We start from the raw sequence: 22908 nt of genomic DNA, 5'->3' as shown, positions 1-22908 counted from the left end.
AATTATAGGAAACAATTTGCAAAGCGATGATTAAAGTCTAACCTAAATCAGTAGAGCTTGCGAAGTAAAGCCCCTTAATGGGTGAAGAAATATGCAGACTCATGTCAAACGTCAGCATTATAAAAAATTTATGACGGGCTAGGGATGAAAAAAATTTTATTAGTAGATGACAGCCGTACTGTGCTGTTATTCATGCGTTCTGTGCTAGAAAAACGTGGCTATCAAGTTATCACAGCTAATGGTGGCCAAGCAGCATTAGAGATACTTGCTGAAAGCCAAGATATTCAGTTCGTGCTAAGTGATTGGATGATGCCGGGTATGAGCGGTATCGAGCTTTGTCGTACGTTAAAATCATGCGATTACCATCGTTATATCTTTTTTGTTCTCCTTTCTTCTAAAAATGACCAAGAGTCTATCATCAATGGTATTGATGCCGGTGCGGATGATTTTGTCGATAAAAAAACGGCTGTTGATGAATTGGATGCCAGAATTCGAGCTGGCTTTAGAACGCTCGGTCTTCATAACGAATTAACAGAAAAAAATGATCGTTTGGATGAAGCGTATGAAACGATTAAGCGTGATTTAGATTCAGCTGGCGATCTGATTCGCCATATTCTGCCAAAAGTACATTCATTACCACGTGTTGAGCTAAGTTATGTCTCTATACCTAGTGCTCAAATTGGTGGTGATATGCTGGGATATATGCAGTTAGATTCAAACCATATTGCTTTTTATTTGTTTGATGTTGCCGGGCACGGAGTATCGTCAGCTTTGATGTCATTCTCTGTTCAACAGAGTTTGATGGTCGGTAATGCGCCGAATTCGATTGTTCAACGTGACAATGCTGGTGAAATGGAAATTTGCTCACCAGAAGAAGTCGTTGAAAGTTTAAATAAAAATTATCAAAGCGGCTCAGATAACATGCTGTATTTCACCATGATTTATGCCGTACTCAATACCCAAACAGGCCTAATGTCATTTTGTTGTGCCGGGCATCCGCCTTTAGTTTGGTACCACAGCAAGCAAGGAGCGGCAGAATTGATCGGGCACGATAATTTTGTTGTTGGGGCGTTTGATGATGTTGAATATCAGTCATCGATTGTTCAGTTAGAGCCGGGTGACAAGGTTTGGTTTTATTCAGATGGTTTGACCGAAGCGGAAAATAATGCACAGCAGTTTAGCGAAGCTGCTTTGTGTAACACGATCGAAAATCTCAACGATTACCCTATGCATCAACAAACGGAACTCGTTGTAAAAGCGGTCAAGGATTGGCAAAACTCTGAGAGTTTTGACGATGACGTAAGTGTGTTAGCAGCAGAATGGAAAGGTCCGATTGAAGGAGCAGAAAAATGCGATATGAGATTAGTAAACAGGGCAACAGCACAATTCTTCAAATAAATGAAGAACGCTTTGATGCTAAATTAGCGCCAGCATTTCGTAATCATGTTGAAGCAATTCAGCAAGAGTTAGGTGACTACATTGTGCTTGATATACAAAATGTGAAGTTTATGGATAGCAGTGGTTTAGGTGCTTTGATGGCGATCTATAAATTACTGAAAGACAAAAATATTGCAGTAGCGAACGCACAGTCACCAGTATTGAGTCTATTTAAATTAACGCGCATGGATCGATTAATCAAAACGTTTGATAGTGTCGATGCAGCTTTAGAAACAGCGGTTTAGGTGACGTTATGAAAGGAATGATACTCGCCGCAGGAAAAGGTACACGCGTAAGACCGATCACTCAGTCTATTCCTAAACCTATGATTCCGATTCTTGGTAAACCGGTGATGGAATCGATGATTGAATTGTTTGCTCAACACAATATTAGCAAGATAGTAATTAATACTAGTCATCTTGCCGAAGTTATTGAGGGCTATTTTGGTGATGGACACCATTTTGACGTGCAGCTTTCTTACTCCTATGAGGGGGAGATGCGAGATGGACAATACGTTAGTAAAGCGCTTGGTTCTGCGGGTGGTATGAAAAAAATCCAGGAATTTTCAGGTTTTTTTGATGAAACATTCGTCGTGGTTTGTGGTGATGCTTGGGTTGATTTGGATTTAACAGAGGCTGTTCGTCAGCATAAGAAAAACGGTGGAATTGCCACAATAATCACAAAGCAGGTTATGTTGGACGAAGTAGAAAAGTACGGTGTCGTTGTCACTAATAACATCGGACAGGTAACCAGCTTTCAGGAAAAACCCGCTAAAGAGGAAGCTCTTTCGACACAAATTAATGCGGGTATTTATATTTTCGAGCCTGCTATTTTTGATTATATCCCTCGGGGAATGGAATACGATATTGGTAGCGATCTTTTCCCGACACTGGTGGAACAACATGTCCCATTTTATGCGGTTGATATGAACTTCCAATGGCTAGATGTCGGTAATATCACGGATATTTGGGGAGTTACTCGAGATATTTTGGATGGAAAAGTACCGGGATACAGAGTGCCTGGCACTCAGATCAAAGCCGGAGTTTGGCTTGGCATCAATACCGTGGTGGATCTAGAAAAGTGCCATGTCCAACCCCCAGTTGTGATTGGTAGTGGCTGTAAAATTGAGGATGGAGCGACAATTACTGGGCCGGCTTTAATAGGTGCTAACTGCGTCATAGATGCCCAGAGTAGTGTACAGGAATCGCTGATTTTTGATTATATTCATGTACATGCTGGAACTCACGTGAATGGCCAAACAATTTTCGGAAATTACTGTATTGGCCATGATGGAAACACCAACAATGATTTAAGTTGGAGCCATTTACGTACCCATCCTATTCATAACCGCGTAACGGATATGCTTAAAGGTATGTAAGACGATTAAGGGTCAGAACATGAAACAACTAGAAACCTCGACGTTCAACCATGTGTATTTGAGTTCTCTAGATGCGTCACGCTTGGCATCTGATGATATTTCCGATTACTGGCGAAAGCTTGGTTTGACTGATGAGATCTCACAGCAAGTTGAATTGTGCGTTGTTGAAATGGTCAATAATGCCTTTATTCATGCCTATGACTCACAAGAGGGACTACCAATCGAGTTGTCATGTGATTTGGATGAACAAAAACAACAGCTACATGTCCGAATTACGGATCAAGGTAGTGTGATGACACCACAGCAGTTTAAACAGGCGCTTGCTAATGAGTTTATTGAGCCAGATCCAAGTGATGATGAAACATGGACAACATCAGGGCGAGGTTTCGTTATCGTATCCAGTTTGATGGATAGGGTAGAACTCAGCACGATGGATGACAAAAATACTTATTTGATGGTTAAGCAATTAGATCCGTCATAAGTCTTTCTAAGCCGGTTAAAAAACGGCATGTCTCCAAATAAATACAGTCAGTCGATAGGGTGAGTCGAGGCTTAGCCAAAGAGGGAGAATACTAGGATGGATCATTATTTTAAGAATTTTGAACATCGAGTCCCACCAGAACCTGTACCTCATAGCATTCCAAGAGAGCTGCTTTATCAGTATCTTGCGACATGCAATTTGACATTAGGATTATGGTATTTGTGGTGGCGATGGAGCTTTGCGTTAAATTATGATGCCTTGTGGTTTTCTCTACCATTAGCATTTGCTGAATCCTGTGCATTTATCGGTTCGATACTTTTTACTGTCAATTTATGGAAAGTAAAAGATGAGCCTAAACGTCCAGCGCCTTATAAATTGGCCGAATGTGTAGAAGAGACAACGGAAGATAGGCAGCTTCGGGTTGATGTGTTTTTTCCTAGTTATGATGAAGAACCTGAATTAGTAAAGCTGAGCATCCTTGATGCTAAGAACATTCGATATCCACATGCCATTGATATCAATATCTATATTCTAGATGACGGTAATCGTCCAGAAATGAAAGCTATGGCTGATGAAATGGGTATTGGTTACATCACACGTGATGGAAATATCGGTTTCAAAGCTGGCAACTTGCGTAACGCCATGGAGCAGACCAGTGGCGATTTTGTTGTTATTTGTGATGCTGACACGCGGCCTTTCCCATCTATTTTGGAAAATACCTTAGGTTACTTCCGTGATCCCAAAGTCGCTTGGGTTCAAACACCACAGTGGTTCTTTGACTTACCTGAGGGTGAGCGCTTACCTCAATATTTATCACGTAGATTGGGCAAGTGGTCAGCACCTATAGGTCGAGGTATCGAGCGGTTTTATGGGCCTGTTACATTAGGAGAAGATCCGTTCGTCAATGATCCTCAAATGTTTTATGACGTGATTCAGCGTCGTCGTAACTGGGCTAATGCATCATTTTGTTGTGGTGCTGGTTCAATCCACCGACGAGAAGCAGTGATGGAAGCGGCCCTTAGAGCGTATGTTGAACAAATTACCCAAGAGCAAGAGGAAGTCGAAAAACAGATACGATTATTGACCAAAGAACACAAGGTCGATGATAGCGTCTCTGAAAACCTGCGTAATGAGATTTTATTCGATACGGAATTTACCCCGTATAAATTCCATGTATCGGAAGATTTATATACGTCAATTGTTTTGCATTCCGATCAAGAACGTGGATGGCGTTCTGTCATGCACCCCAATGTTGAAAGTAAAATGCTTTCTCCTCAAGATTTACAAACATGGACAGTGCAGCGCTTTAAATATTCAGGGGGGTCAATTGATATTTTTATGAATGATAACCCGATATTGCGTAAAGGATTAAGTTTCAAACAGAAATTGATGTATGGGGCTAGTTTTTGGTCAAACCTTTCGGCAATTTGGAACATTATTTTTCTAGCGTGCCCTATTATCTATTTCTTAACGTCAATTGCGCCTGTCACGGCATATGATGTCACTTTCTATCTGCATTTTTTACCTTATGTATTGACTGCTGAAATTGCCATGATGATTGGAACATGGGGCGTTGCTGGATATAAAGGGAAAACCAACTTCCTCTCCTTTTTTCCTGTTAACTTTCGCGCGCTCTGGACAGTGCTGCGAGGACGAAAAATTAGTTTTCCAACCACACCAAAAGAGCGGCAGACTGGTCGATTTATCGGGTTGGTGATACCTCAATTAGTGGTGTTTTTATTGAGTTTGTTCAGCTTGATTTTCGCATGGGTTGGTCACTCAACACAAAGCTGGGGAAGCTATTCCATTGGTGGGCTAGTTTTAAATACTTTTTGGATCATTAATAACATGATGGCGATGTGGGGCATGATCGCGGCAGCCTTTTGGTCGCCTCCGCCCTCGGAGTTAGACGAAGAAGAAGCGAGTAACACGGAGGAAGTGAAATATGGAGTTTAAACAAGCGTTAGTGAATGCTCGTCATCATATTGTTTTTATCTTAGGTTTGATTACCGCGTTGGTAATTGCTTTTAGCATTGAAAGCCGCGAGCCAGAACGAGTACTTGGTAATATTCGTTTCGAATCAACGCAAGCGATCCCATATAGAGAGAGCCGAGTGTTAACTCAACAAGAGTTCGAATGGGCCAATATTGCGTGGCAATATTTTGAAAACAATTATCAAGAAAACACAGGGCTCGTTAACTCAGTTGATGGATACCCATCTACGACGATGTGGGATACCGCGTCCTATTTGATGGGGCTTATTTCAGCAGAAAAACTCAACGTGATAACCAATCAGCAATTTGAGATCCGTATGGACAAAGCGTTAGGTACCTTAGCCAAAATACCACTTGTCGATGGCAAGCTGCCGAATAAAGCGTACAACACCGAAACGCTCGAAATGGTGGATTATGAAAATAACCCTCAGCCAAATGGAATTGGTTGGTCAGCAATCGATATTGGACGAATTCTAGTCCCGTTAAATCTATTAGTTTGGCAATACCCAATGTTCAACACTCAAGTGAACGATGTACTTGATCATTGGCAGATAGAAACCATGCTGCAAGATGGATATTTGTATGGAGCCAGACCAAGCCATGATCCTAGTGTGATGGAAATGGTTCAAGAGGGAAGAATCGGCTATGAAGAATACGCGTCTAAGTCATTAGCGTTAATGGGCCGAGATGTTTTCAATTCAATGAAATATATTGATTACCTAAAGATGATCGATGTCTATGGTATCGAAATCCCAACCGATAGAAGAGATCCTGCGGAATATCATGCTCATAACTACGTGGTAAGTGAATCTTATATTCTAGATGGTATAGAGTTTGGCGCCGATAGTGTATCGAAAGTGTTTGCTCATCGAGTCTACTTAGCGCAAAAAGCAAGATTTGAACAAACGGGTATCGTTACTGCAGTCAGTGAGGACAACGTTGATGAAGCACCTTACTTTGTCTACAACACGGTGTTCTCTGACGGTAAAAAGTGGAATGCTATTTCTGATGATGGTAAAGATCAATCGCACTTAAAAAGCTTGTCGACAAAAGCGGCGTTTGGTTGGTATGCACTTTATGACACGGATTATAGTGATTTACTCATTAAAGAAGCGTCCGACTTATATTCAAAAGAAGAGGGTTGGTATTCAGGGAAATATGAAGTGGATGGACGTACAAATAAAGCTGTGACAGCGAACACAAATGGAATTGTATTGGAGTCTTTAGCTTATCTTGAAATTGGCCCATTGCTAAGCGTTGGTGCTAAATAGCGATATTATTAAGTATTTTGTCGATAATAGCGATGTCGACGAAAACAATATTGATAAGAATATTTATCGAAAGAATAACGTTAACAAGAACAGTAAGAATTAAGAAGGAACAGCTATGCGCGGATTTACTGTTTGTTTGATTGCGGTTGCGATTGCTGGATGTGGGAATAAATATAGCCAGTTCTCGGAAGATATTATTGACCGGAAGAATCACTGGGTAACGCCTCAACCTCGCCAAGGGGAGTTGACGGAAAAGGAGATGGAGATGGCGCGAATTGCATGGCGCTATTTTGAAAATAATTACCAAGAGTCAACAGGGTTGGTTAATGCGGTTAATAATTATCCATCAGTGACTTGGTGGGATGCATCTTCTTATTTAGCTGGGATGGTCAGTGCCTATGAACTCGGCATTATTGATAAAGCAGAATTTGACCGTCGCCTTATGCGTTTTGTCACGACTTTGAACAAACTTGATCTGTTTAGAGGTGAGTTACCCAATAAGGCTTACAATACACAAACTGCCGCAAAGGTGGACTATGGAAATCAACCTGGTGAGATTGGTTATTCAGCCCTCGATCTAGGACGTTTAATGATATGGTTATATATCATTAAGCAACGGTATCCTGAGTTTGCAACTGCCATTGATTCAGCCGTTCTTCGCTGGAATTACTGTAATATCATCGATGAAAATGGAACCATGTTTGGGGCATTATTAGAACCAGGCAAAGATGTGCAGTATCTACAGGAAGGTCGCCTAGGCTATGAAGAATATGCTGCGAAAGGGTTTGAATTATGGGGCTTTAAAACAGAACAAGCCGCATTAGCAGAACCTTACGCGACAATAAATCTTTTTGGCTATGATATCCCTTATGACACTCGTGATCCTCGTAAGTTGAAAGCTCACAGTTACGTTGTAACGGAAAGCTATGTTCTAGATGGTATTGAACTCGGTTGGGATCATGTCTCAGATCGCTCACCCCATGATGCAAATTATTCCCATGAATGGATGGCAGACTTCGCGCTGCAGATCTATCGTGTTCAAGAAGAGCGTTATAAACAGACGGGGATCATTACTGCACGAACCGAGCATCAACTTGACGGTGCACCCTATTTTGTTTACGACACAATTTACACAGATGGATTTGCGTGGAATACGATTTCAGAAGTCGGCGAGTTTCTCCCTCAATATTCTGCTGTAGCGATTAAAGGAGCAATGGGAATGTGGGTATTATGGGACACGCCATACACCAACCTTCTTTTTGATCATGTCTCTACTGCTTATGATAAAGAAAAAGGGTTTTATGAGGGGATTTTTGAGAATGGTACTGGGCTGATCAACACATTTACGTCCAACAACAATGGTATTACACTCGAAATCCTCTTGTTTAAGAAACAAGGTAAGTTATTAACTTATAAAGATAATCCGGCACCGAGTTTATGGGAGAAAGCGCTCGAGTCTCCATTTGGTTATGAGGGGCAGTGTTTACCGCGTAAAAAGAAACCACTTGTGAACTAGAGGCGTTGAATGCTAAAAAAATGGGTTGTATTAGCGTTTACGTTGGTCGTGACTTCCTGCGGTGTGGTGTACCGTGGTGTAACCGATGGGATTGAAGCGGTTAATCAATCCCAACTGATCCGCCAAGGCCGCCATGGTGAATTGACCGAAGAAGAGTTGGCATGGGCAATGACGGCATGGAAATATGTTGAAAATAATACGCAACTTGCTACGGGGTTAGTTAATGGTATTGATAATTATCCGACTACCAATATGTCAGGAGTGGCCGACTATCTGATTTCATTACTTGCGGCGAAAGAGTTCAATTTTATTTCTAACAAGCAATATGATGAGCGATTGTCATTGGTTTTACGGTTCCTTAATAAAATGGACCTTAGCCAAGGCCAAGTGCCAAATAAAGTTTATAGCACTCAAACTGGCGGAATGGTTAATTATGGTAATCAATATCAAGACATGGGTTGGTCTTCTCTCGATGTGGGGCGTTTACTGATCGTTTTAGCGATAGTGAAGCAAACGTCGCCGGAGTTTTCTGAGTACATTGATAAAGCTGTTTTACGTTGGAATTTTTGTGAACTGATTGGCAGTGATGGTGAACTGTATGGCGCTGTCGTAAATGGCAATCAAGTCACTCGATACAAAGAAGGCCGACTAGGAACAGAAGAATATACCTCTTATGGTTATCTTGACTGGCAGGTTGTTCCAAAAAAAGCCATGAACCTTGAACCTTACGACGTGGCAACTATTTACGATGTAGACTTGCTTTTCGATGGTCGAGACCCCCGAATATTTAATGTTCTTCGCCCTGTTTATAGCACCCCTTACTTATGGTTAGGTCTTGAATTTAATTGGGATGAGGTTTCAGATAGCCAATCATCAGATGCAACGCATTCTAATTCGGCTTTGTCTGCGATGGCCGATGCTATTTATTTAGTGCAGGAGCGCCGTTGGGATAATGAAAAAATCTATACAGCCAGAGGTGAGCATGTCGTTTCTGATGAGCCTCATTTTGTTTACGATGCGATTTATGGCTTAGGGACTCCTTGGATTACCCTCGCTGAAGATGGCAGCTCTTACGATCATCTTGCTTTGGTATCAACTCGGGTTGCGTTTCAAATGTGGGCGTTGTGGAAAACAGAATATACCGATAGTTTGGTTGTCCTCGTAAGAGAGCTGTACGACCCACAGAGAGGATGGTACGAGGGTCGATATGAGATGACCGGCGAGTATGAAAAAAGTATTAGTCTAAAAACCAATGCTGGAGTGTTAGAAGCATTACTCTATAAGCAAAATGGGAAACTGTATCAAGGAGAGAAACAGCGAGAATATCGCGACGTTAAATTTGATTCTCGGTTTGACCATCCTGGTAAATGTTTGGTGGAGACATTCCGATGAGGTACTTTATTTTAATCGCGATTTTCTTCTCAGTATCATCTTGGGCAGTCAATAAACAAGTGAGCGACGCATTAATGTCGCCAACCTTGTTACTTAATCAAAATCGTTATGCACAAGCGGCTAATACCTTTCATGTTCAAACCAATCGAATGTTGACGTTAGAAAGCCAATTAGGCGCGAAGAAAATGTGGCAGGCTGCAGGGTTAGCGGAGGTTTTAGCAGCTAGTTCCGCTGAAAAAAATGGTGATCCAATAGCCTATGAATATTGGGCTAATAGTGTCCGTTATTTCTTAATGGGTGGTAGTTCTTGGCAACAAATGCAGTCGCAGTTACACCAACAATTTGAGCAAGCGAATACGCAATTGAATGTCAATATGACTCAAGGAGGGGTGGGGGCAAATGTGGATAATGATTGGTTGCAATTGTTAAGTTTGCTAGAAGTATGGGACAACAAACTTGGATTTTTTAGTTATCAATCCCCGTCATCTGAACTTGCTAGTAAGGTTGTACAACCGCAATTAGCCCCCCAAAATAGTACTCAACCCACTCGTTCGGGTGAGCAACTAAAGCAGTACCAACCAACGAAGAAATTACAGATAACATCAGGTTTTCGTCATACTCAGACATTTACGCCTCAAGTTGTGCCGGAAAATAGTGAAAATAAGAGGGAAGAAACGCTGGGTAAAAACATTAAACACATTGATTCTACAGTAATTTCAGAACCTATTAGTTTGGTTGAAGATATAGATGCACAAGAAACCGATGTAAACCAGACAAGCAGTACTCCAATAACTAGAGGCAATCTTCTTGGAGCCCGCAGTGCGCAAGGTGTAGAGGCTACACAGCGGCGCAGTTTTGCTCCCATTCAAGATGAAAATTGATCGCTGAACCGCAACGAAAATATGGCAACAAAAAAAACAGCAAAGTGCGATAGGTTGATTACTATTAAATAAACATCCAACGCCTGATTGCATAATGATGAAATTTTTGATGCCTTTGATTGCCGTTTCTTTTTCTGCTGGCTTATATACGCCAACAGTTGTTGCAGATAGTGTGAACGATCCTTTAACTGAACTGGATCCACAGATGTGGTGGTTGTCGGATGGATGGGAAAATGGTTTTCCATTTCTAAGTCGTTGGGAAGCCAGTGCAGTCAGTTTTGGCCAACGAGGAATGAAGATAAAGTTAAAAAGAGACAGAGTAAAAAGAGATCAGCCTGCGACATTTTATTCTGGTGAGTTACGTAGTCAACATTACTACTCATATGGTTGTTATGAAATTGATATGAAGCCGATCAGTGAACCAGGGGTTGTCTCTTCATTTTTCTTGTTTGCCGGTCCTTATGATACGCCGGAAGGAGGTAATGGTAAGCACAATGAGATAGATATTGAGTTTTTGGGTAGCAATACCAATATGGTGCAGCTTAATTTTTGGACTGATGATGATGGCTACACTAATACCCATGAATCGCTTGTTTTCTTAGATTTTGATGCTTCACAGTCTTTCCATCGTTACGGTATTTATTGGTCAAAATCAGGTATCGAATGGTTTATTGATGGAAAGTCTATATTCAAAGTGAGAAATAACCCAGTCGACCCCACTCCCAGTGCAGACAGTTCGAAACTACGGGTGATGGCCAATGTGTGGGCGACCAACCCAGATATAGCCAATTGGGCAGGGGAGTTTGATATCAGTAAACGCGAAACCTATCGAGCTAAGTATAGAAATTTCAGTTTTACTCCTGACACTTCTTGTATCAACAAGCCTTTATGAGATGTCATGGTTCAAGGAACAATAATGAAAGTATATGTAAAGTGAATTATATATGAGATAACTTGTATAAAGCGAGTTGCATACTAACCTTATCCTAGTTCTATAAAAATAATGGCTAGGGAGAGTGTATGATGAATTCAAGATCTAAGGCGCTGAGTTTACTTAAATCAGCCAACCCCAAATTTGATTTAACCAACCAACGACACCAAGAACAATTGCTCGATTTATCCGATGACATACTTATTCTTGATGACCTATCTGTTGAAGATCTTCAACAACTCAGTCACCAATATGATGCTCCATTGGCTTTCCAACTAGCGATAAAGTTGGTTGAATCTCGTCGATATTTACTTTCTATAACACAACAGCTCAAGCTTGCAGTCGTATTTGCTATGTGGGGAGAGCACAATCGGTTAGAACCGAAAGACGCTAATAACCCCAATGGTGAAGACTCATTGAGAACTAAAGTAACCCAACTTGAGTGGGCGACAAAAGACACTAAAGTTGAATGGTCTCTGTATGCAGTCGATGATGGTTGCCCTCATAATAGTGCCCAAATTGCTCGTGAGATTGCGAATGGAATGGATTATGAGCTCGAAAATGCATTACTACCCTATTCACAATGTTCTCTGGTAGAGCGATTACATATATTGGAACTTAGCGATGCGCTTCCTACAAAGTCTGGACCTTTGGCAAATTTGGCTAATGCCAATGACTCCAGAAAAGGTGGAGCAATCATCTTAGGTTGTCAGAGTGCCCTCGATAATGGTGCTGATGCGGTCGTATATACTGACGCAGATAACTCGGTTCATTTAGGTCAACTCGGGTTAATTTTGCAACCGTATGTAGAGCAGGGTAAGTCAGTTGTATTGGGTAATAGAAAACATAAAAACTCGATTTTGGTAAAGCAAGAAGAGCGCTGGGGGGCGGGGATTAAAACGCTTCGGCACATGCAACGAATGATCGGCTCTCCGATATTCGAGCACGGTATAAAAGACACGCAAGCCGCGTTTAAATTGTATGATCGAAATGTGTTGAAAGAGATACTCAAAAAACCAACCGTGTATGACTTTTCATTTGATACAGATTGGATTCTCGCTGCGATGGAGATAAACCAGCCAATTGATACTATTCCATTCGCTTTTATTGACTCAGTTGCTGAGTCGGCTTCTATCGTACAAGGACCAATGACAACTTGGTACGTTTTACTTGATGGATTAGTGAAAGCTGCTCAAGCTCGTAAAGCAGATTATAGTAAGGAAATGGCCGATGTATTCAATAAAGAAATTAAATCTCATGAAGATTTGGAGCTAATTATTGATGTGGTCCCACCAGAGCTTGTACGTGCGTCTGATTCAGATTTAGGTGATCCGAAAATAATGTCTCCTCAATCAGTACGAAATTGGATTTTGAGCGCAAAAATGTTGCAGGCTCAGATCGACACAGCATGATTTTGAGAGCGTCGGTTGATTTTTGGTGAATTGTAAGTTTAAAACTACCGCCACCAGGCGGTAGTTATGCCGAGGTGGTTATTAGACTCAAAAGTTAGGAAAGGATGTTCGCACTTTGATCCACATAAGACCTTTGTACATTTTTTCTGATTGTTATTTGCAAATTCTGACCACTTACTTATCTGGATTGGTATCATATCTAGATACACATTATTTCCTCAGGAGTTTGTCGTGAGCTAGCTTTATCGAGTTAAGCGGTATCGAGTTAAAAAAGATGAGGATTACCATGATAACCCCCTCAACTTTTTAACTGACATACTCTTCGATTTGCTGGTTGATCTTATTGATTTCGATAGTGATCAGATCTATATCTTCTTGTGCCGGATGTTCCTGCTGTTTGCTGCAAAATTCCACTCGCTCAAGAACGGGAGTGATCGTTGTTTCACCAAAGCTCGACAGAACGCCTTTTAATGTATGGACATTAAGTCCCAGCGCTTGCCAATCTTTAGCGTTGAGCTGCTTCGTAAATTCAGCATTGAAATCGTGGTGATCTTCTAAATAGGCCACTAATACTGCTTCAATAATATCAGTATCGTGTTCTAAGTACTTTGTGAGCAGGTCAAAATTAATCATGAAGTACTCCTTTCTTTGGTGAGTATAAATGGAGCCGGTGGCGGTGTACTGAATTTATGTTGTTTAGCGAGAATTACCCAATGTTGCCATAATGGAGGAAGGTCAAGAGTATCAAGTTCCGTAAGATATCGAACAATCGTATTGCGATCCCCTTGTTGCTGGACATAAGTGCTATGTAGGTACTTGATTTTTGATTCACTAGCGTGCGGGTGGCGCTTTATCATCGTTTGATATTCGTTCACGTCTAGGAGTGTATTTTCCAAAGAAAATGGTGAAAAATCTTGTGATTCATCATCCGTTTCTAACCTAAACAGGCGCTTTGGTAAGTAATGAGGGTTAAAGCTATGGTTGCGTGTTGCGATAACTGCAACTAAACAGCGATAGATCTCAAGTTCACCAAAATAGAGTAATGCAGGTAAGAACTCCGTTAATAACGTTGTTGGACAAGTGAACAACTCGTCATAGTAGGGAGAAAGTCCAGCTAGTAGTTTTTTATGGGCCAATTCGTCATTCCCCTCGTGAATCAGAATATGGCATTGGAAAAGTTGCTTAAGCGCATGTAATGAAGTCACTCGCTTCCCAAGAAGTTTCTTTGACGCTATCACAACAAATGTATTCACATGGTTAACTAGTGCAGTCTTTGCAGCGATATTTTGAGTGTTGAGATAAACGTATTCAACATCATAAAAATGGTGTGTGATGAAAGAAAACCAATGAGAGTCCACTACAGATAGATGATTCGCGTAGCTACTACCAATTTTAATTAATTTCTCAGCCTCTCTTCTCTGGGCTGTATATTGGCTAGCACGGAGTGCTCTATCGCCGATACTCGGCGTTAACTCAAAGACTTTCATTGCCCAAAACTGAGCGTTTGAAGTTTGATTGGCTTCACTATAAGTCATTGCTAGGCAGTCCATTGCTTTTTGACAGAGCGGATTTTCGTCAATAAAAGCATGTAGTCTGTGAATTGCCTCTGGCCAATCATTATTAATGCAATCTAGATGAGCTAGGGCGCAGACTTTAGCGGTGTTCATTGTTGTTTGTGATAAGTTGAGATATTCCTGTAATATTTGCCATGATTCGCGTGACATCAGAAAATCAATCAAAATGGATTCAAGAGTGATCACATGCCCTGAATGAGTAACCTGATCAAGAAAGAGCGAAGCGGTTGCGTTGGAGTGTGATTTTAGATAATGATTAAATTGTGCTATTGCATTATTTTCAGAACAAATCGTTAGGATCTTATTTTTTAAATTGTTGGTGGCGATAGGCTTCGTAATATAGTGTCGGACTTTACCTGATAGGGCAGTCAAAACGGTTTCTTGGCTTGAATCACCGGAAACAAATAAAACACCACAAGAGTCCGTGATCAATCGATTACGATAGAGAAGCATCGCAAGTTCATAACCTGTTAGATATTGTTCGAGATGATAATCCACAATTAAAATATCGAACTTATGAGACTCAATTATTTTTACCGCATCTTGATAGCGTTCAACAATAACAATCCGATCATAGTCACTCCCCAGGCTGATCAGTTGCTGACGAATTAGCATAGCCGAGGTGGTTGAATCTTCGACGATAAGAAATTGTAGATTGCTAATTGAACGTAATGAATTCTTGTTCAAGGTACTCTCCATGTTAACGTGAACGAGAAACAGTAAATTATTTTAGAATAATAGACTACCGATTGCATATTGACCATATAGATAGAAGATAGAATCAATGGAGATGCTGCTGTCTTTTTAGCTAGAGTATTAAAAGTTGATTTGTGGTTAACCCATAGATGATGAAGCACTCGGAGCGAGATAGTATCTTAACAATACATGGATTTAGTTGATGAGAGGTTATATTTGAAAATGAGGGGTAGCGCGTAGAAAAAGCAAAGTCTACACGCGTAGACTTTGCTTTAAAAGTTAACTAGCAATGTTCATTGTTAACTGAAGATCCAATGATAAAGATGAAAGTTTGTGTTTTAAAATACGACGCGCTTTTATCACATCAGCAACCTGGACTTGTGTCTGGTTTGGGTATACATCGATGTTGATTCTTAATTCTTGACCGATTTTTGTTACCCCAGCTAATTCCAGTTCCATACTATCTGAAACTTGGTGTTCCAGAGCTAGGATTTCTTTATCAACCGCAGCGTAAATATTTTCGTTTGGTTTCATCATCAATAGTTCGCGTAAAGCATTACGAATCATATCAAATGGGACTTTAATGAAGTAAAACGACATTAAAATCATCATCGCAGGATCGGCGAACTGAGCATAATGTGCATATGGCGTTTTAGAGACAATCCAAGCTGCAATAAAACCGATGGTGATAGCCACACTTAATAATGTATCCATCTGCCACTGCTTCACTTCTGCACCAATAAGACCAGAACTAAAACGTTTTGATTTCTGCGCGATAAACCACCAAGCATAACCACAGCCAATAACGTTTATAGCACCAAATAATGTAGCGATTGATGGGTTAACTTCACGACCACCAGTAAACATGGCTAATACAGCAGAATGCAGTGAATAGAGCACTACTGTAAGAATAACAATGCCTTTAACGGCGATAACTAGTGGTTCTAGTACGGCTTTACCAAACGGAAAGCGGCTAACTGATGGACCTTGAATGTAACGTGAGACAGCCAGTGACAATAAAGTTAACAGCAAGCTGACTAAAGAATAAACACCATCAAAAACAATGACCAGAGAACCAACTAATAGACCTAAGACTAAACCTCCTCCTGCAAAACCTGACGCTAAAAGGGCTGAAAAGGTTAGAACTCGTTTTTCGTTTAAGCTTGTCCGGGCACACATATAGATTACTCAATTAGAATGTACCTATATTGTTCTCGGTCTGAGAGGTTTAGACAAATGGAATCTTGAGAATTCCCTTGGTAAACTGGTTGATTAAAATAATTACCCAGTAAATACATGGGGTTACATCTCTTCACTGGTGTCAGTAAAATTGACACTGACTGATTTTTGTTCGTCACAAAATTAAAAATCAATAATGAATACTTAGAAATCGAATAAATATTCGTTGAGTTTATCTGCTAGCCATGTCATTCCCGGATGCTCAGCTTTTCCCGATGAAGTGAACATACAATAGTCTTCTTGGGTCAAACCATAAGTATGTTTTATTACTGCTAGAGATTGTTGACGAAGGTGATGTCGGATCAAAGGCTCCGGTAATACGCCCCAAGCATCTTCACTTAAAATGGTAGTGAGGATGTAGTCAAAACTCGAAAAACCAATGTGACGCAGCGAGAATGGTTTCAATTCAGGGTTGTCTTTTTCGTTGAGGTAGACCATCACGGCTTGCATGGAGTTTCTTAATTCTTCATTTGAAACTCGGCGTAACTTGCTTAGTGGATGGTTTGCTTTACATACCGACATCATGCGAATTTTACCTAATGGTTGATAGGTAATATGTGGGTCATCAATGCGTTCATAATCGACACCAAATGCAAAATCGACTTGGCCGGTAGCAACCAAGTTGGCTAAATCGCCACATGATGCGAGTACGATATTAAATGCGGTAGCTGGAAATCGATGATTCAAACGGTGAGCAAAAGCCTGCCATTTTTCATCGGGTAAGGAGTCATCACGAGCTATCCAGATTTCGGCATTGAACTCCCCTGAGGCTTGTAAACAAGTTTGGCGAATACGCGCTTCAGTAACCAACAGACTTTGGCCATCTTTGTAAATGGCTTTACCAGCTTCAGATAACGTCAGTTGATTTCCGCTGCGGATAAATAATTCAATATCGAGATCTTTCTCTAGGGCTTTAATCGCCATACTCAGTTTGGTGCGGTTACAATCGAGTTGTCGTGCGGCTTCTGAAACAGAGCCAGTATCGGCTATGGTAATAAAGGCTTGGATCTGAGATAAGTTCATCGCTATTCACAAAGAGTTAACATTACCGGTCCATTATATACTCATGTACAAGAATTGGGGCTAGTTAAATCACTGTTTTCATGCAAAGTTACTATGAAAAGTAGGGCGTTTTGGTTTACTCTTGGACAATGCCTGATGAATGAAGTTAAAGGGAGATCATGGTGGCAATAAACTGGGATGAACATGCTGCGAATTGGGAAAGTAGTGAAGCAACAGCAACCTACGCCAATCAAGCATTTGAATCACTACAGCAGCTCGTCAATTTACATGGAAAGCACGTTCTTGATTTTGGTTGTGGTACTGGCTTATTAAGCCAAAGATTGTCTCCTATCGTTAAAGACATTGTTGCTTTGGACTCATCTGAGGCCATGATTGAGCAACTTGACGATAAGCAGCTTGAAAATGTGGAGCCCGTCGTTGATTTGTTGACGCGTGGCTTAGTTGCAATCCACCCTGCCTTTCGCAATCAGTTTGAACTGGTTGTCGCTTCTTCTGTTTGTGGCTTTATCTCAAATTACGCTGACGTCTGCGATATCATTTATACCATTTTAGATGATGGTGGTTATTTTGTGCATTGGGATTGGCTCGTCACTGATGATGCAGAAAGCAGCGGTATCTCTTTTATTCATGCAGAACAAGTACTAACAAGCGTCGGCTTCAGTGAAGTGTCTGTGTCAGTACCATTTTCAATTACAACGCCTGAAGGGGAACTTGATGTTCTAATGGCGGTTGCCAAGAAATAATCGGCGACAGATAATCGTATAAAGAGAATTAGTTGAATCATTAGAGAGCCCAAGTTTATGACTTGGGCTTTTTTATTGCCGTCTAAATCTAACTTAGTCATACACGATTTAAATCAAAACAGCCCATTCTAAAGTTGCTTGACCTGAGGCGCTGGATTTAAAGCGATTTGTTTTTACGCTGTCTCGACTCTTTAATGTAAATTATTTGTTACACAAATGAGGCGAAATTAAGCAAGGGTCGATATTGTCACCTGCGGGAGGAAAGAAGTAGGCTTAAATAAATGGAATAGCGTAAGAGGTGCGAAGATGACTCAATATCATTCTAAGCCAGTGAACGATAAAGGAATGGTCGATTGGACGTCTGATGAAGATGCTATCTGGAGAGATTTGATTACTCGTCAACTTGAAGTCGTAGAGACTCGTGCGTGCAGTGAATACTTACATGGTCTCGATTTGTTAAACCTCCCGGTAGAACGAGTTCCGCAGTTATTTGAAATCAACACTATTCTAGAACGAGAGACAGGATGGCAGGTTGTTCCCGTTCCTGCCTTAATAAACTTCGATCGATTTTTTACGCTACTGGAAAATAAACAATTTCCAGTTGCTACATTCTTACGCAGTCGCGAAGAGTTCGACTATTTACAAGAACCTGATTTTTTTCATGAGATCTTTGGGCATTGTGCGATGCTCACTAATCCAGCCTTTGCTCAGTTTACTCAGAATTACGGTCAGCTTGGAAAAGATGCGACACCTCAAGAGCGGGTATACCTCGCTAGGTTGTATTGGTTTACGGTTGAGTTTGGATTAGTCAAAGAGGCCGACCAACTGAAAATATATGGCGGTGGAATCCTTTCTTCACCAGGAGAAACCCTATACGCATTGGAATCAGATACCCCTCAAAGAGCCTCTTTCGATACACATACCGTGCTGAGAACCCCTTATCGTATTGATATTATGCAGCCAATTTACTTTGTGTTGGATGATATACAACAGCTTTATCAATTGAGCAAAATGGACTTGATGGAATATACACGCCGCGCAATGCAAGCGGGGCTTTTACCACCTCTTTTCGAACCAAAGGAATCAATAAATGTTGGATGATCTACGTTGTGAAGCTTGTCATAGTGATGCCACTGCCTTGGACGCAGAGCAGCAGAGAGCACTATTAACCGAACTCACGGATTGGGCGTTAGTGGAACGTGATGGTATTCCTCAATTAGAGAAAGTATACCGATTTAAAAATTTCAAATTGGCGTGGGATTTTTCCAATCAAGTGGCCCAAATTGCGGAAGAGCAATTTCACCATCCGACTATCGTATTGGAGTGGGGCAAAGTAACGATTACATGGTGGAGCCATTCGATAAAAGGGTTGCATCAAAATGATTTCATCTGCGCTGCGAAGTGTGACAAAGCGTTAGAGCTTGACGTGTGTAGCTAAGCCAATCAGCAGAGATCTAATCTAAATTTATCCACCCATACTTGAAGTTGCAGTGTTGTTGGCTATGTTGGTACATCCCAATGACATCGCTCCCCCAATGTTAAAGGGATTAACTTATTACCCATCTGCTTTTTCAAGTGTTTCGGTTAACGCTTTTGGCTATATTTTTTTGGCACAAAGGATTTATCAATAAATGATAGGGAATACCCAGTAGAGGTAAAGTTTTAGAATGACACGCCGATAAAGGCAAAGGAAGTATTACCCCCGAGTATTGATAGAATGAAAAAGACCTTAATGTTAGTGCTGTTGGTGCTGGGGTTAGCCTGCGCCGCCGGCGGTTACTACATTTTCTATTTGAAACCAATGCAAGACGCAGAAGAAGCGGCAATGCAGGCAAAAAACAAAGTGGCGCCCGTCGCTCCAGCACCACAGGTATCGATGCCAATTTCCCCCTCTAAAGATGTAAAACCTGTCACCGATTACTATGTTAGTAGCGAACGTTTAGGTGTGCGGGAGGCCCCTGATAGCGACGCGTTTGTGGAAACGATCGTGTATCGAGGTGATAAATTATATGTTTTGGAGAAAAAAGAGGGATGGGGCCGCATTTCTCCTTATTACGTTTATAAAGAGGGTGGCCCAGAAGTTGCTGAATGGGTACCCATGGATGCGTTGCTCGAAGTTCCACCCACGATTACCAAACAGGAACGTTTAGAAACCGTTAGTAGTTATATTGAGGGTTCAGATGACTTTAAGCAACATTTTGAGATGTTTATCAAAACAACGGATAGCTTGTTAAAAGATGGAACCTGCGTTCCCCCTGACTTTGAAGAGCTAAAGGGCTGGGTTCGCTCCCGAACGTATTCTGAGCAAGCTGTTTATTTTGTCTATTGTGGTGGTTTAAAACAGGCCAATAAGATCTACTTAAATGTAGAAAACGGCGAGATTTTTTACCGTTAGATTTGAAAAGTTAGGTTTTAGAACTTTTTAGTTGTTGTCATAGCTTAAGCGCACTATCATGCAAGCTTGTTAAATATCCTTATTTCATACGATAAATTAATGACGCAACGCGTGTTTCGATTTTTATGGTTATCAATTCTTGCGATGGTTTTACCCTCGCAGGCTTTGGCATATCTATCGCAAACTGAACAAGAACTTAATACACGCTTTGCTAATGGTCACGCCAGTAAATTTAGTGCGATTGAATTGGATGGGTTGTTTACTCAGTTAAACAACCCGACAGAAAATTCCACAGCACCCTCAACAGAGTCTGAATCTAGCTCTTTTTCATTGGGCATTCTTAATCTCCAACGCAATTTCTGGTTTAGTCGCAACATTGAAGATGAAGAGCCGCCAGCAGGCGATAGCTTAAGTCAGTTTGTCGATGTTGCTGCTCAGTATTACCTCTACCAACCTACTAATAGTAATTTAAATTACTGGGTTGGTAATCGCCTCACTCAAACTCACCGTATCTCAGGTTGGAAAGAGAGTAACGCCCTTTACGTTGCGCTTAATAGCCAGTTTCCTTTTTCTTCGTAATTTCAATTGAGTTAACTATTGGATGGTTTTGTCTGCCGATTTGTCACTAGATAGGCAGGAGTAACCGTTTCTATAATTCTTTTTACTTGGCGTTTATGCCGAGGGAATATTTATATATGAAGAAAAAATCTACGAAATCAGCGGCGAGTGCACGTCTGCTGAATCGCTACTCCGCATGGAAATATGTGGTGATGGTTGTGACGATCGTTGTCCTCACTTTAAGTGCGATACCAACTTGGTATGGTGAACTACCTTCGATTCAAGTGACTAGCTCTAGCAAAGATGGCTCAAATGCCACTATGTCAGTCACTCAACTGAATCAATTTTTGGAACAACGAGATATCACAGCAAAAAGCATCACTCAAAAGGGCGATGTGATGACTATCGTTTTCGATAGTGAAACTGAGCAAACACACGCTCGCGAAGTGTTAGATAAACACCTATCGAAAGATGACAGTATTACGTTTTCGTACGTATCAGCCGCGCCAGTTTGGTTGGGTGATATGGGTTTCAACCCAATCAAGTTGGGCTTGGACTTACGTGGTGGCGTACAATTTCTATTGAATGTAGATGTTGATAAAGCCTTTGAAGAACAACGCAATACACTTATTGACGAAGTACGCGATAACTTGCGCCAAGAGCGTATTCGTGGCGTTAAATTTAGTCATGCAGGCGTTGACGGTTTCGATATTGAATCACGTACGCCTGGCGCGTTAACGAATATTTCTGATTACTTAGAGCAGAATTATCCAAACTGGAAAGTGACCGCAACTTCTGGTGAGTTGAATGTACAACCGACAGAACAAAGTAAATCAGAGTTTAGAACCGTCACCTTACAGCAAAACTTAAAGATCATGCGTGATCGTATTGAAGAACTTGGGATCACTGAAGCATTAGTACAGCGTCAAGGTGAACATAGTATTCGAATTGAGCTACCAGGTATCCAAGATCCAGCTCAAGCGAAAAACGTTATTGGTGCAACGGCGACACTTGCATTTCATGAAGTGAAATCAGCATCAGAGGGTATGACTGGCAACCAGATTGTGCTTCGTGATGAACATAATCAACCAGTTGTATTAGCTAAACGCCCAGCATTAACCGGTGAACATATCATCAACGCTCGTGCTGGTGTGGATAAAATGGGCTTCTCTGAAGTGAATATCTCTCTAGATCATGCTGGTGGCAAGATCATGAGTGACTTCTCTGGAAAACATATCGGTAAGCCAATGGCGACGGTATATCGTGAATACACTACAAACTCTCGTGGTGAAACTGAGCGAAGCGAACGTGTTATTAGCGTGGCAACAATTCAAACTCAGTTAGGCAGTCAATTCCGTATTACTGGTGCTGGTACTCAACAAGAAGCTCAAGATTTAGCGTTATTGCTTCGTGCAGGCTCGCTAACGGCGCCAGTAACAATCGTCGAAGAACGTACCATTGGTGCTTCGTTAGGTGCAGAAAACATTCACAACGGTTTCGCTGCTCTAGCGCTTGGTATGGCGATGACGTTGACATTTATGGCCTTGTGGTACCGTCGTTTGGGTTGGGTCGCCAACTTAGCTTTGATCATCAACATGCTTAGTCTTGTGGGTATTATTGCGCTATTACCAGGGGCTGTGCTCACCTTGCCGGGTATTGCTGGCTTAGTACTAACCGTTGGTATGGCAGTTGATACTAACGTGCTGATATTTGAACGTATTAAAGACAAACTTGCTGAAGGCCGCACCTTAGCTCAATCGATCGATTTGGGTTTTGGTAGTGCACTAAGTACCATTTTGGATGCCAACATCACGACCATGATCACCGCAGTAGTGCTTTATTCGATCGGTAACGGTCCAATTCAGGGCTTTGCGTTAACGTTAGGTTTAGGCCTATTAACCAGCTTATTCAGTGGTGTATTTGTATCTCGTGGTCTAATTAATATTGGTTGGGGCCGCGATGCCCGCCGTAATGTGAGAGTGTAAGT

General features: G+C 41.3%; 21 protein-coding genes. 17 read left to right on the top strand and 4 right to left on the bottom strand.

The window, feature by feature from the left end:
- Positions 1 to 144: 144 nt before the first annotated feature.
- The 11 genes from DZ860_RS10695 to DZ860_RS10645 all read left to right on the top strand — a co-directional run bounded on the left by DZ860_RS10695 (position 145) and on the right by DZ860_RS10645 (position 12693).
- Positions 145 to 1398: a PP2C family protein-serine/threonine phosphatase gene (locus DZ860_RS10695; RefSeq protein WP_120031071.1), complete on the top strand. Its 1254-nt coding sequence runs from the start codon at positions 145 to 147 to the stop codon at positions 1396 to 1398.
- Complete coding sequence (locus DZ860_RS10690) at positions 1350 to 1682, top strand: STAS domain-containing protein (RefSeq protein WP_120031069.1); 333 nt, start codon at positions 1350 to 1352, stop codon at positions 1680 to 1682. Before DZ860_RS10695 ends, DZ860_RS10690 begins: the two co-directional genes overlap by 49 nt.
- An 8-nt stretch (positions 1683 to 1690) precedes the next feature.
- Complete coding sequence (locus DZ860_RS10685; RefSeq protein WP_120031067.1) at positions 1691 to 2815, top strand: nucleotidyltransferase family protein; 1125 nt, start codon at positions 1691 to 1693, stop codon at positions 2813 to 2815.
- Between the two features lie 19 nt (positions 2816 to 2834).
- Positions 2835 to 3296, top strand: a complete 462-nt coding sequence (locus tag DZ860_RS10680; protein WP_120031065.1) for an ATP-binding protein — start codon at positions 2835 to 2837, stop codon at positions 3294 to 3296.
- 96 nt (positions 3297 to 3392) lie between these two features.
- On the top strand, positions 3393 to 5252 hold the full coding sequence (locus DZ860_RS10675) for a glycosyltransferase family 2 protein (protein WP_120031063.1): 1860 nt from the start codon (positions 3393 to 3395) through the stop codon (positions 5250 to 5252).
- On the top strand, positions 5242 to 6561 hold the full coding sequence (locus tag DZ860_RS10670) for a DUF3131 domain-containing protein (RefSeq protein ID WP_120031061.1): 1320 nt from the start codon (positions 5242 to 5244) through the stop codon (positions 6559 to 6561). Before DZ860_RS10675 ends, DZ860_RS10670 begins: the two co-directional genes overlap by 11 nt.
- Positions 6562 to 6676: 115 nt before the next feature.
- The gene (locus DZ860_RS10665) at positions 6677 to 8077 is read left to right on the top strand and encodes a DUF3131 domain-containing protein (RefSeq protein WP_120031059.1); all 1401 of its coding nucleotides are present in this window, start codon (positions 6677 to 6679) and stop codon (positions 8075 to 8077) included.
- A 9-nt stretch (positions 8078 to 8086) separates the two neighbouring features.
- A complete protein-coding gene (locus DZ860_RS10660; protein ID WP_120031057.1) occupies positions 8087 to 9469 on the top strand; it encodes a DUF3131 domain-containing protein in 1383 nt (460 codons plus the stop codon).
- Positions 9466 to 10350, top strand: a complete 885-nt coding sequence (locus tag DZ860_RS10655; protein WP_120031055.1) for a hypothetical protein — start codon at positions 9466 to 9468, stop codon at positions 10348 to 10350. Before DZ860_RS10660 ends, DZ860_RS10655 begins: the two co-directional genes overlap by 4 nt.
- Positions 10351 to 10444: 94 nt before the next feature.
- Positions 10445 to 11242, top strand: a complete 798-nt coding sequence (locus DZ860_RS10650; protein ID WP_243641842.1) for a family 16 glycosylhydrolase — start codon at positions 10445 to 10447, stop codon at positions 11240 to 11242.
- A gap of 128 nt (positions 11243 to 11370) precedes the next feature.
- Positions 11371 to 12693: a glycosyltransferase family protein gene (locus DZ860_RS10645; protein WP_120031052.1), complete on the top strand. Its 1323-nt coding sequence runs from the start codon at positions 11371 to 11373 to the stop codon at positions 12691 to 12693.
- A gap of 306 nt (positions 12694 to 12999) precedes the next feature.
- On the opposite strand, the gene DZ860_RS10640 is transcribed toward DZ860_RS10645, so the two are convergent.
- From DZ860_RS10640 to DZ860_RS10625, 4 genes are all read right to left on the bottom strand, one after another.
- Positions 13000 to 13326: an Hpt domain-containing protein gene (locus DZ860_RS10640; protein WP_120031050.1), complete on the bottom strand. Its 327-nt coding sequence runs from the start codon at positions 13324 to 13326 to the stop codon at positions 13000 to 13002.
- Positions 13323 to 14954 (bottom strand): response regulator, encoded by a 1632-nt coding sequence (locus tag DZ860_RS10635; RefSeq protein ID WP_165862887.1) that lies wholly within the window; start codon positions 14952 to 14954, stop codon positions 13323 to 13325. Before DZ860_RS10635 ends, DZ860_RS10640 begins: the two co-directional genes overlap by 4 nt.
- Positions 14955 to 15242: 288 nt before the next feature.
- The gene (locus DZ860_RS10630; RefSeq protein ID WP_120031046.1) at positions 15243 to 16142 is read right to left on the bottom strand and encodes a cation diffusion facilitator family transporter; all 900 of its coding nucleotides are present in this window, start codon (positions 16140 to 16142) and stop codon (positions 15243 to 15245) included.
- 204 nt (positions 16143 to 16346) lie between these two features.
- A complete protein-coding gene (locus DZ860_RS10625; RefSeq protein WP_120031044.1) occupies positions 16347 to 17225 on the bottom strand; it encodes a LysR family transcriptional regulator in 879 nt (292 codons plus the stop codon).
- Positions 17226 to 17386: 161 nt separating this feature from the next.
- Between DZ860_RS10625 and DZ860_RS10620 the strand changes: the two genes are divergently transcribed.
- The 6 genes from DZ860_RS10620 (at position 17387) to secD (ending at position 22906) form a co-directional block, all read left to right on the top strand.
- The gene (locus tag DZ860_RS10620; RefSeq protein ID WP_120031285.1) at positions 17387 to 17968 is read left to right on the top strand and encodes a class I SAM-dependent DNA methyltransferase; all 582 of its coding nucleotides are present in this window, start codon (positions 17387 to 17389) and stop codon (positions 17966 to 17968) included.
- Positions 17969 to 18274: 306 nt separating this feature from the next.
- On the top strand, positions 18275 to 19069 hold the full coding sequence (phhA, locus tag DZ860_RS10615; protein WP_120031042.1) for a phenylalanine 4-monooxygenase: 795 nt from the start codon (positions 18275 to 18277) through the stop codon (positions 19067 to 19069).
- The gene (locus tag DZ860_RS10610; protein ID WP_120031040.1) at positions 19059 to 19406 is read left to right on the top strand and encodes a 4a-hydroxytetrahydrobiopterin dehydratase; all 348 of its coding nucleotides are present in this window, start codon (positions 19059 to 19061) and stop codon (positions 19404 to 19406) included. Before phhA ends, DZ860_RS10610 begins: the two co-directional genes overlap by 11 nt.
- 279 nt (positions 19407 to 19685) lie before the next feature.
- Positions 19686 to 20363, top strand: coding sequence for an SH3 domain-containing protein (locus DZ860_RS10605; RefSeq protein ID WP_120031039.1), 678 nt, complete (start codon positions 19686 to 19688; stop codon positions 20361 to 20363).
- A gap of 99 nt (positions 20364 to 20462) precedes the next feature.
- A complete protein-coding gene (locus tag DZ860_RS10600; RefSeq protein ID WP_120031037.1) occupies positions 20463 to 20942 on the top strand; it encodes a hypothetical protein in 480 nt (159 codons plus the stop codon).
- A gap of 116 nt (positions 20943 to 21058) precedes the next feature.
- Positions 21059 to 22906: a protein translocase subunit SecD gene (gene secD / locus DZ860_RS10595; protein WP_120031035.1), complete on the top strand. Its 1848-nt coding sequence runs from the start codon at positions 21059 to 21061 to the stop codon at positions 22904 to 22906.
- Positions 22907 to 22908: the final 2 nt, after the last annotated feature.

Source organism: Vibrio sinensis (genome assembly GCF_003605645.1).
Taxonomy (GTDB): Bacteria; Pseudomonadota; Gammaproteobacteria; order Enterobacterales; family Vibrionaceae; genus Vibrio; species Vibrio sinensis.
This window is presented reverse-complemented; position numbering and strand designations above follow the sequence as displayed.

Bases quoted from the DNA above. Each gene is read 5' to 3' on its own strand.
- DZ860_RS10695 (WP_120031071.1), top strand. From the start codon at position 145: ATGAAAAAAATTTTATTAGTAGATGACAGCCGTACTGTGCTGTTATTC.
- DZ860_RS10690 (WP_120031069.1), top strand. From the start codon at position 1,350: ATGCGATATGAGATTAGTAAACAGGGCAACAGCACAATTCTTCAAATA.
- DZ860_RS10685 (WP_120031067.1), top strand. From the start codon at position 1,691: ATGAAAGGAATGATACTCGCCGCAGGAAAAGGTACACGCGTAAGACCG.
- DZ860_RS10680 (WP_120031065.1), top strand. From the start codon at position 2,835: ATGAAACAACTAGAAACCTCGACGTTCAACCATGTGTATTTGAGTTCT.
- DZ860_RS10675 (WP_120031063.1), top strand. From the start codon at position 3,393: ATGGATCATTATTTTAAGAATTTTGAACATCGAGTCCCACCAGAACCT.
- DZ860_RS10670 (WP_120031061.1), top strand. From the start codon at position 5,242: ATGGAGTTTAAACAAGCGTTAGTGAATGCTCGTCATCATATTGTTTTT.
- DZ860_RS10665 (WP_120031059.1), top strand. From the start codon at position 6,677: ATGCGCGGATTTACTGTTTGTTTGATTGCGGTTGCGATTGCTGGATGT.
- DZ860_RS10660 (WP_120031057.1), top strand. From the start codon at position 8,087: ATGCTAAAAAAATGGGTTGTATTAGCGTTTACGTTGGTCGTGACTTCC.
- DZ860_RS10655 (WP_120031055.1), top strand. From the start codon at position 9,466: ATGAGGTACTTTATTTTAATCGCGATTTTCTTCTCAGTATCATCTTGG.
- DZ860_RS10650 (WP_243641842.1), top strand. From the start codon at position 10,445: ATGATGAAATTTTTGATGCCTTTGATTGCCGTTTCTTTTTCTGCTGGC.
- DZ860_RS10645 (WP_120031052.1), top strand. From the start codon at position 11,371: ATGATGAATTCAAGATCTAAGGCGCTGAGTTTACTTAAATCAGCCAAC.
- DZ860_RS10640 (WP_120031050.1), bottom strand. From the start codon at position 13,326: ATGATTAATTTTGACCTGCTCACAAAGTACTTAGAACACGATACTGAT.
- DZ860_RS10630 (WP_120031046.1), bottom strand. From the start codon at position 16,142: ATGTGTGCCCGGACAAGCTTAAACGAAAAACGAGTTCTAACCTTTTCA.
- DZ860_RS10625 (WP_120031044.1), bottom strand. From the start codon at position 17,225: ATGAACTTATCTCAGATCCAAGCCTTTATTACCATAGCCGATACTGGC.
- phhA (WP_120031042.1), top strand. From the start codon at position 18,275: ATGACTCAATATCATTCTAAGCCAGTGAACGATAAAGGAATGGTCGAT.
- DZ860_RS10610 (WP_120031040.1), top strand. From the start codon at position 19,059: ATGTTGGATGATCTACGTTGTGAAGCTTGTCATAGTGATGCCACTGCC.
- DZ860_RS10605 (WP_120031039.1), top strand. From the start codon at position 19,686: ATGAAAAAGACCTTAATGTTAGTGCTGTTGGTGCTGGGGTTAGCCTGC.
- DZ860_RS10600 (WP_120031037.1), top strand. From the start codon at position 20,463: ATGACGCAACGCGTGTTTCGATTTTTATGGTTATCAATTCTTGCGATG.
- secD (WP_120031035.1), top strand. From the start codon at position 21,059: ATGAAGAAAAAATCTACGAAATCAGCGGCGAGTGCACGTCTGCTGAAT.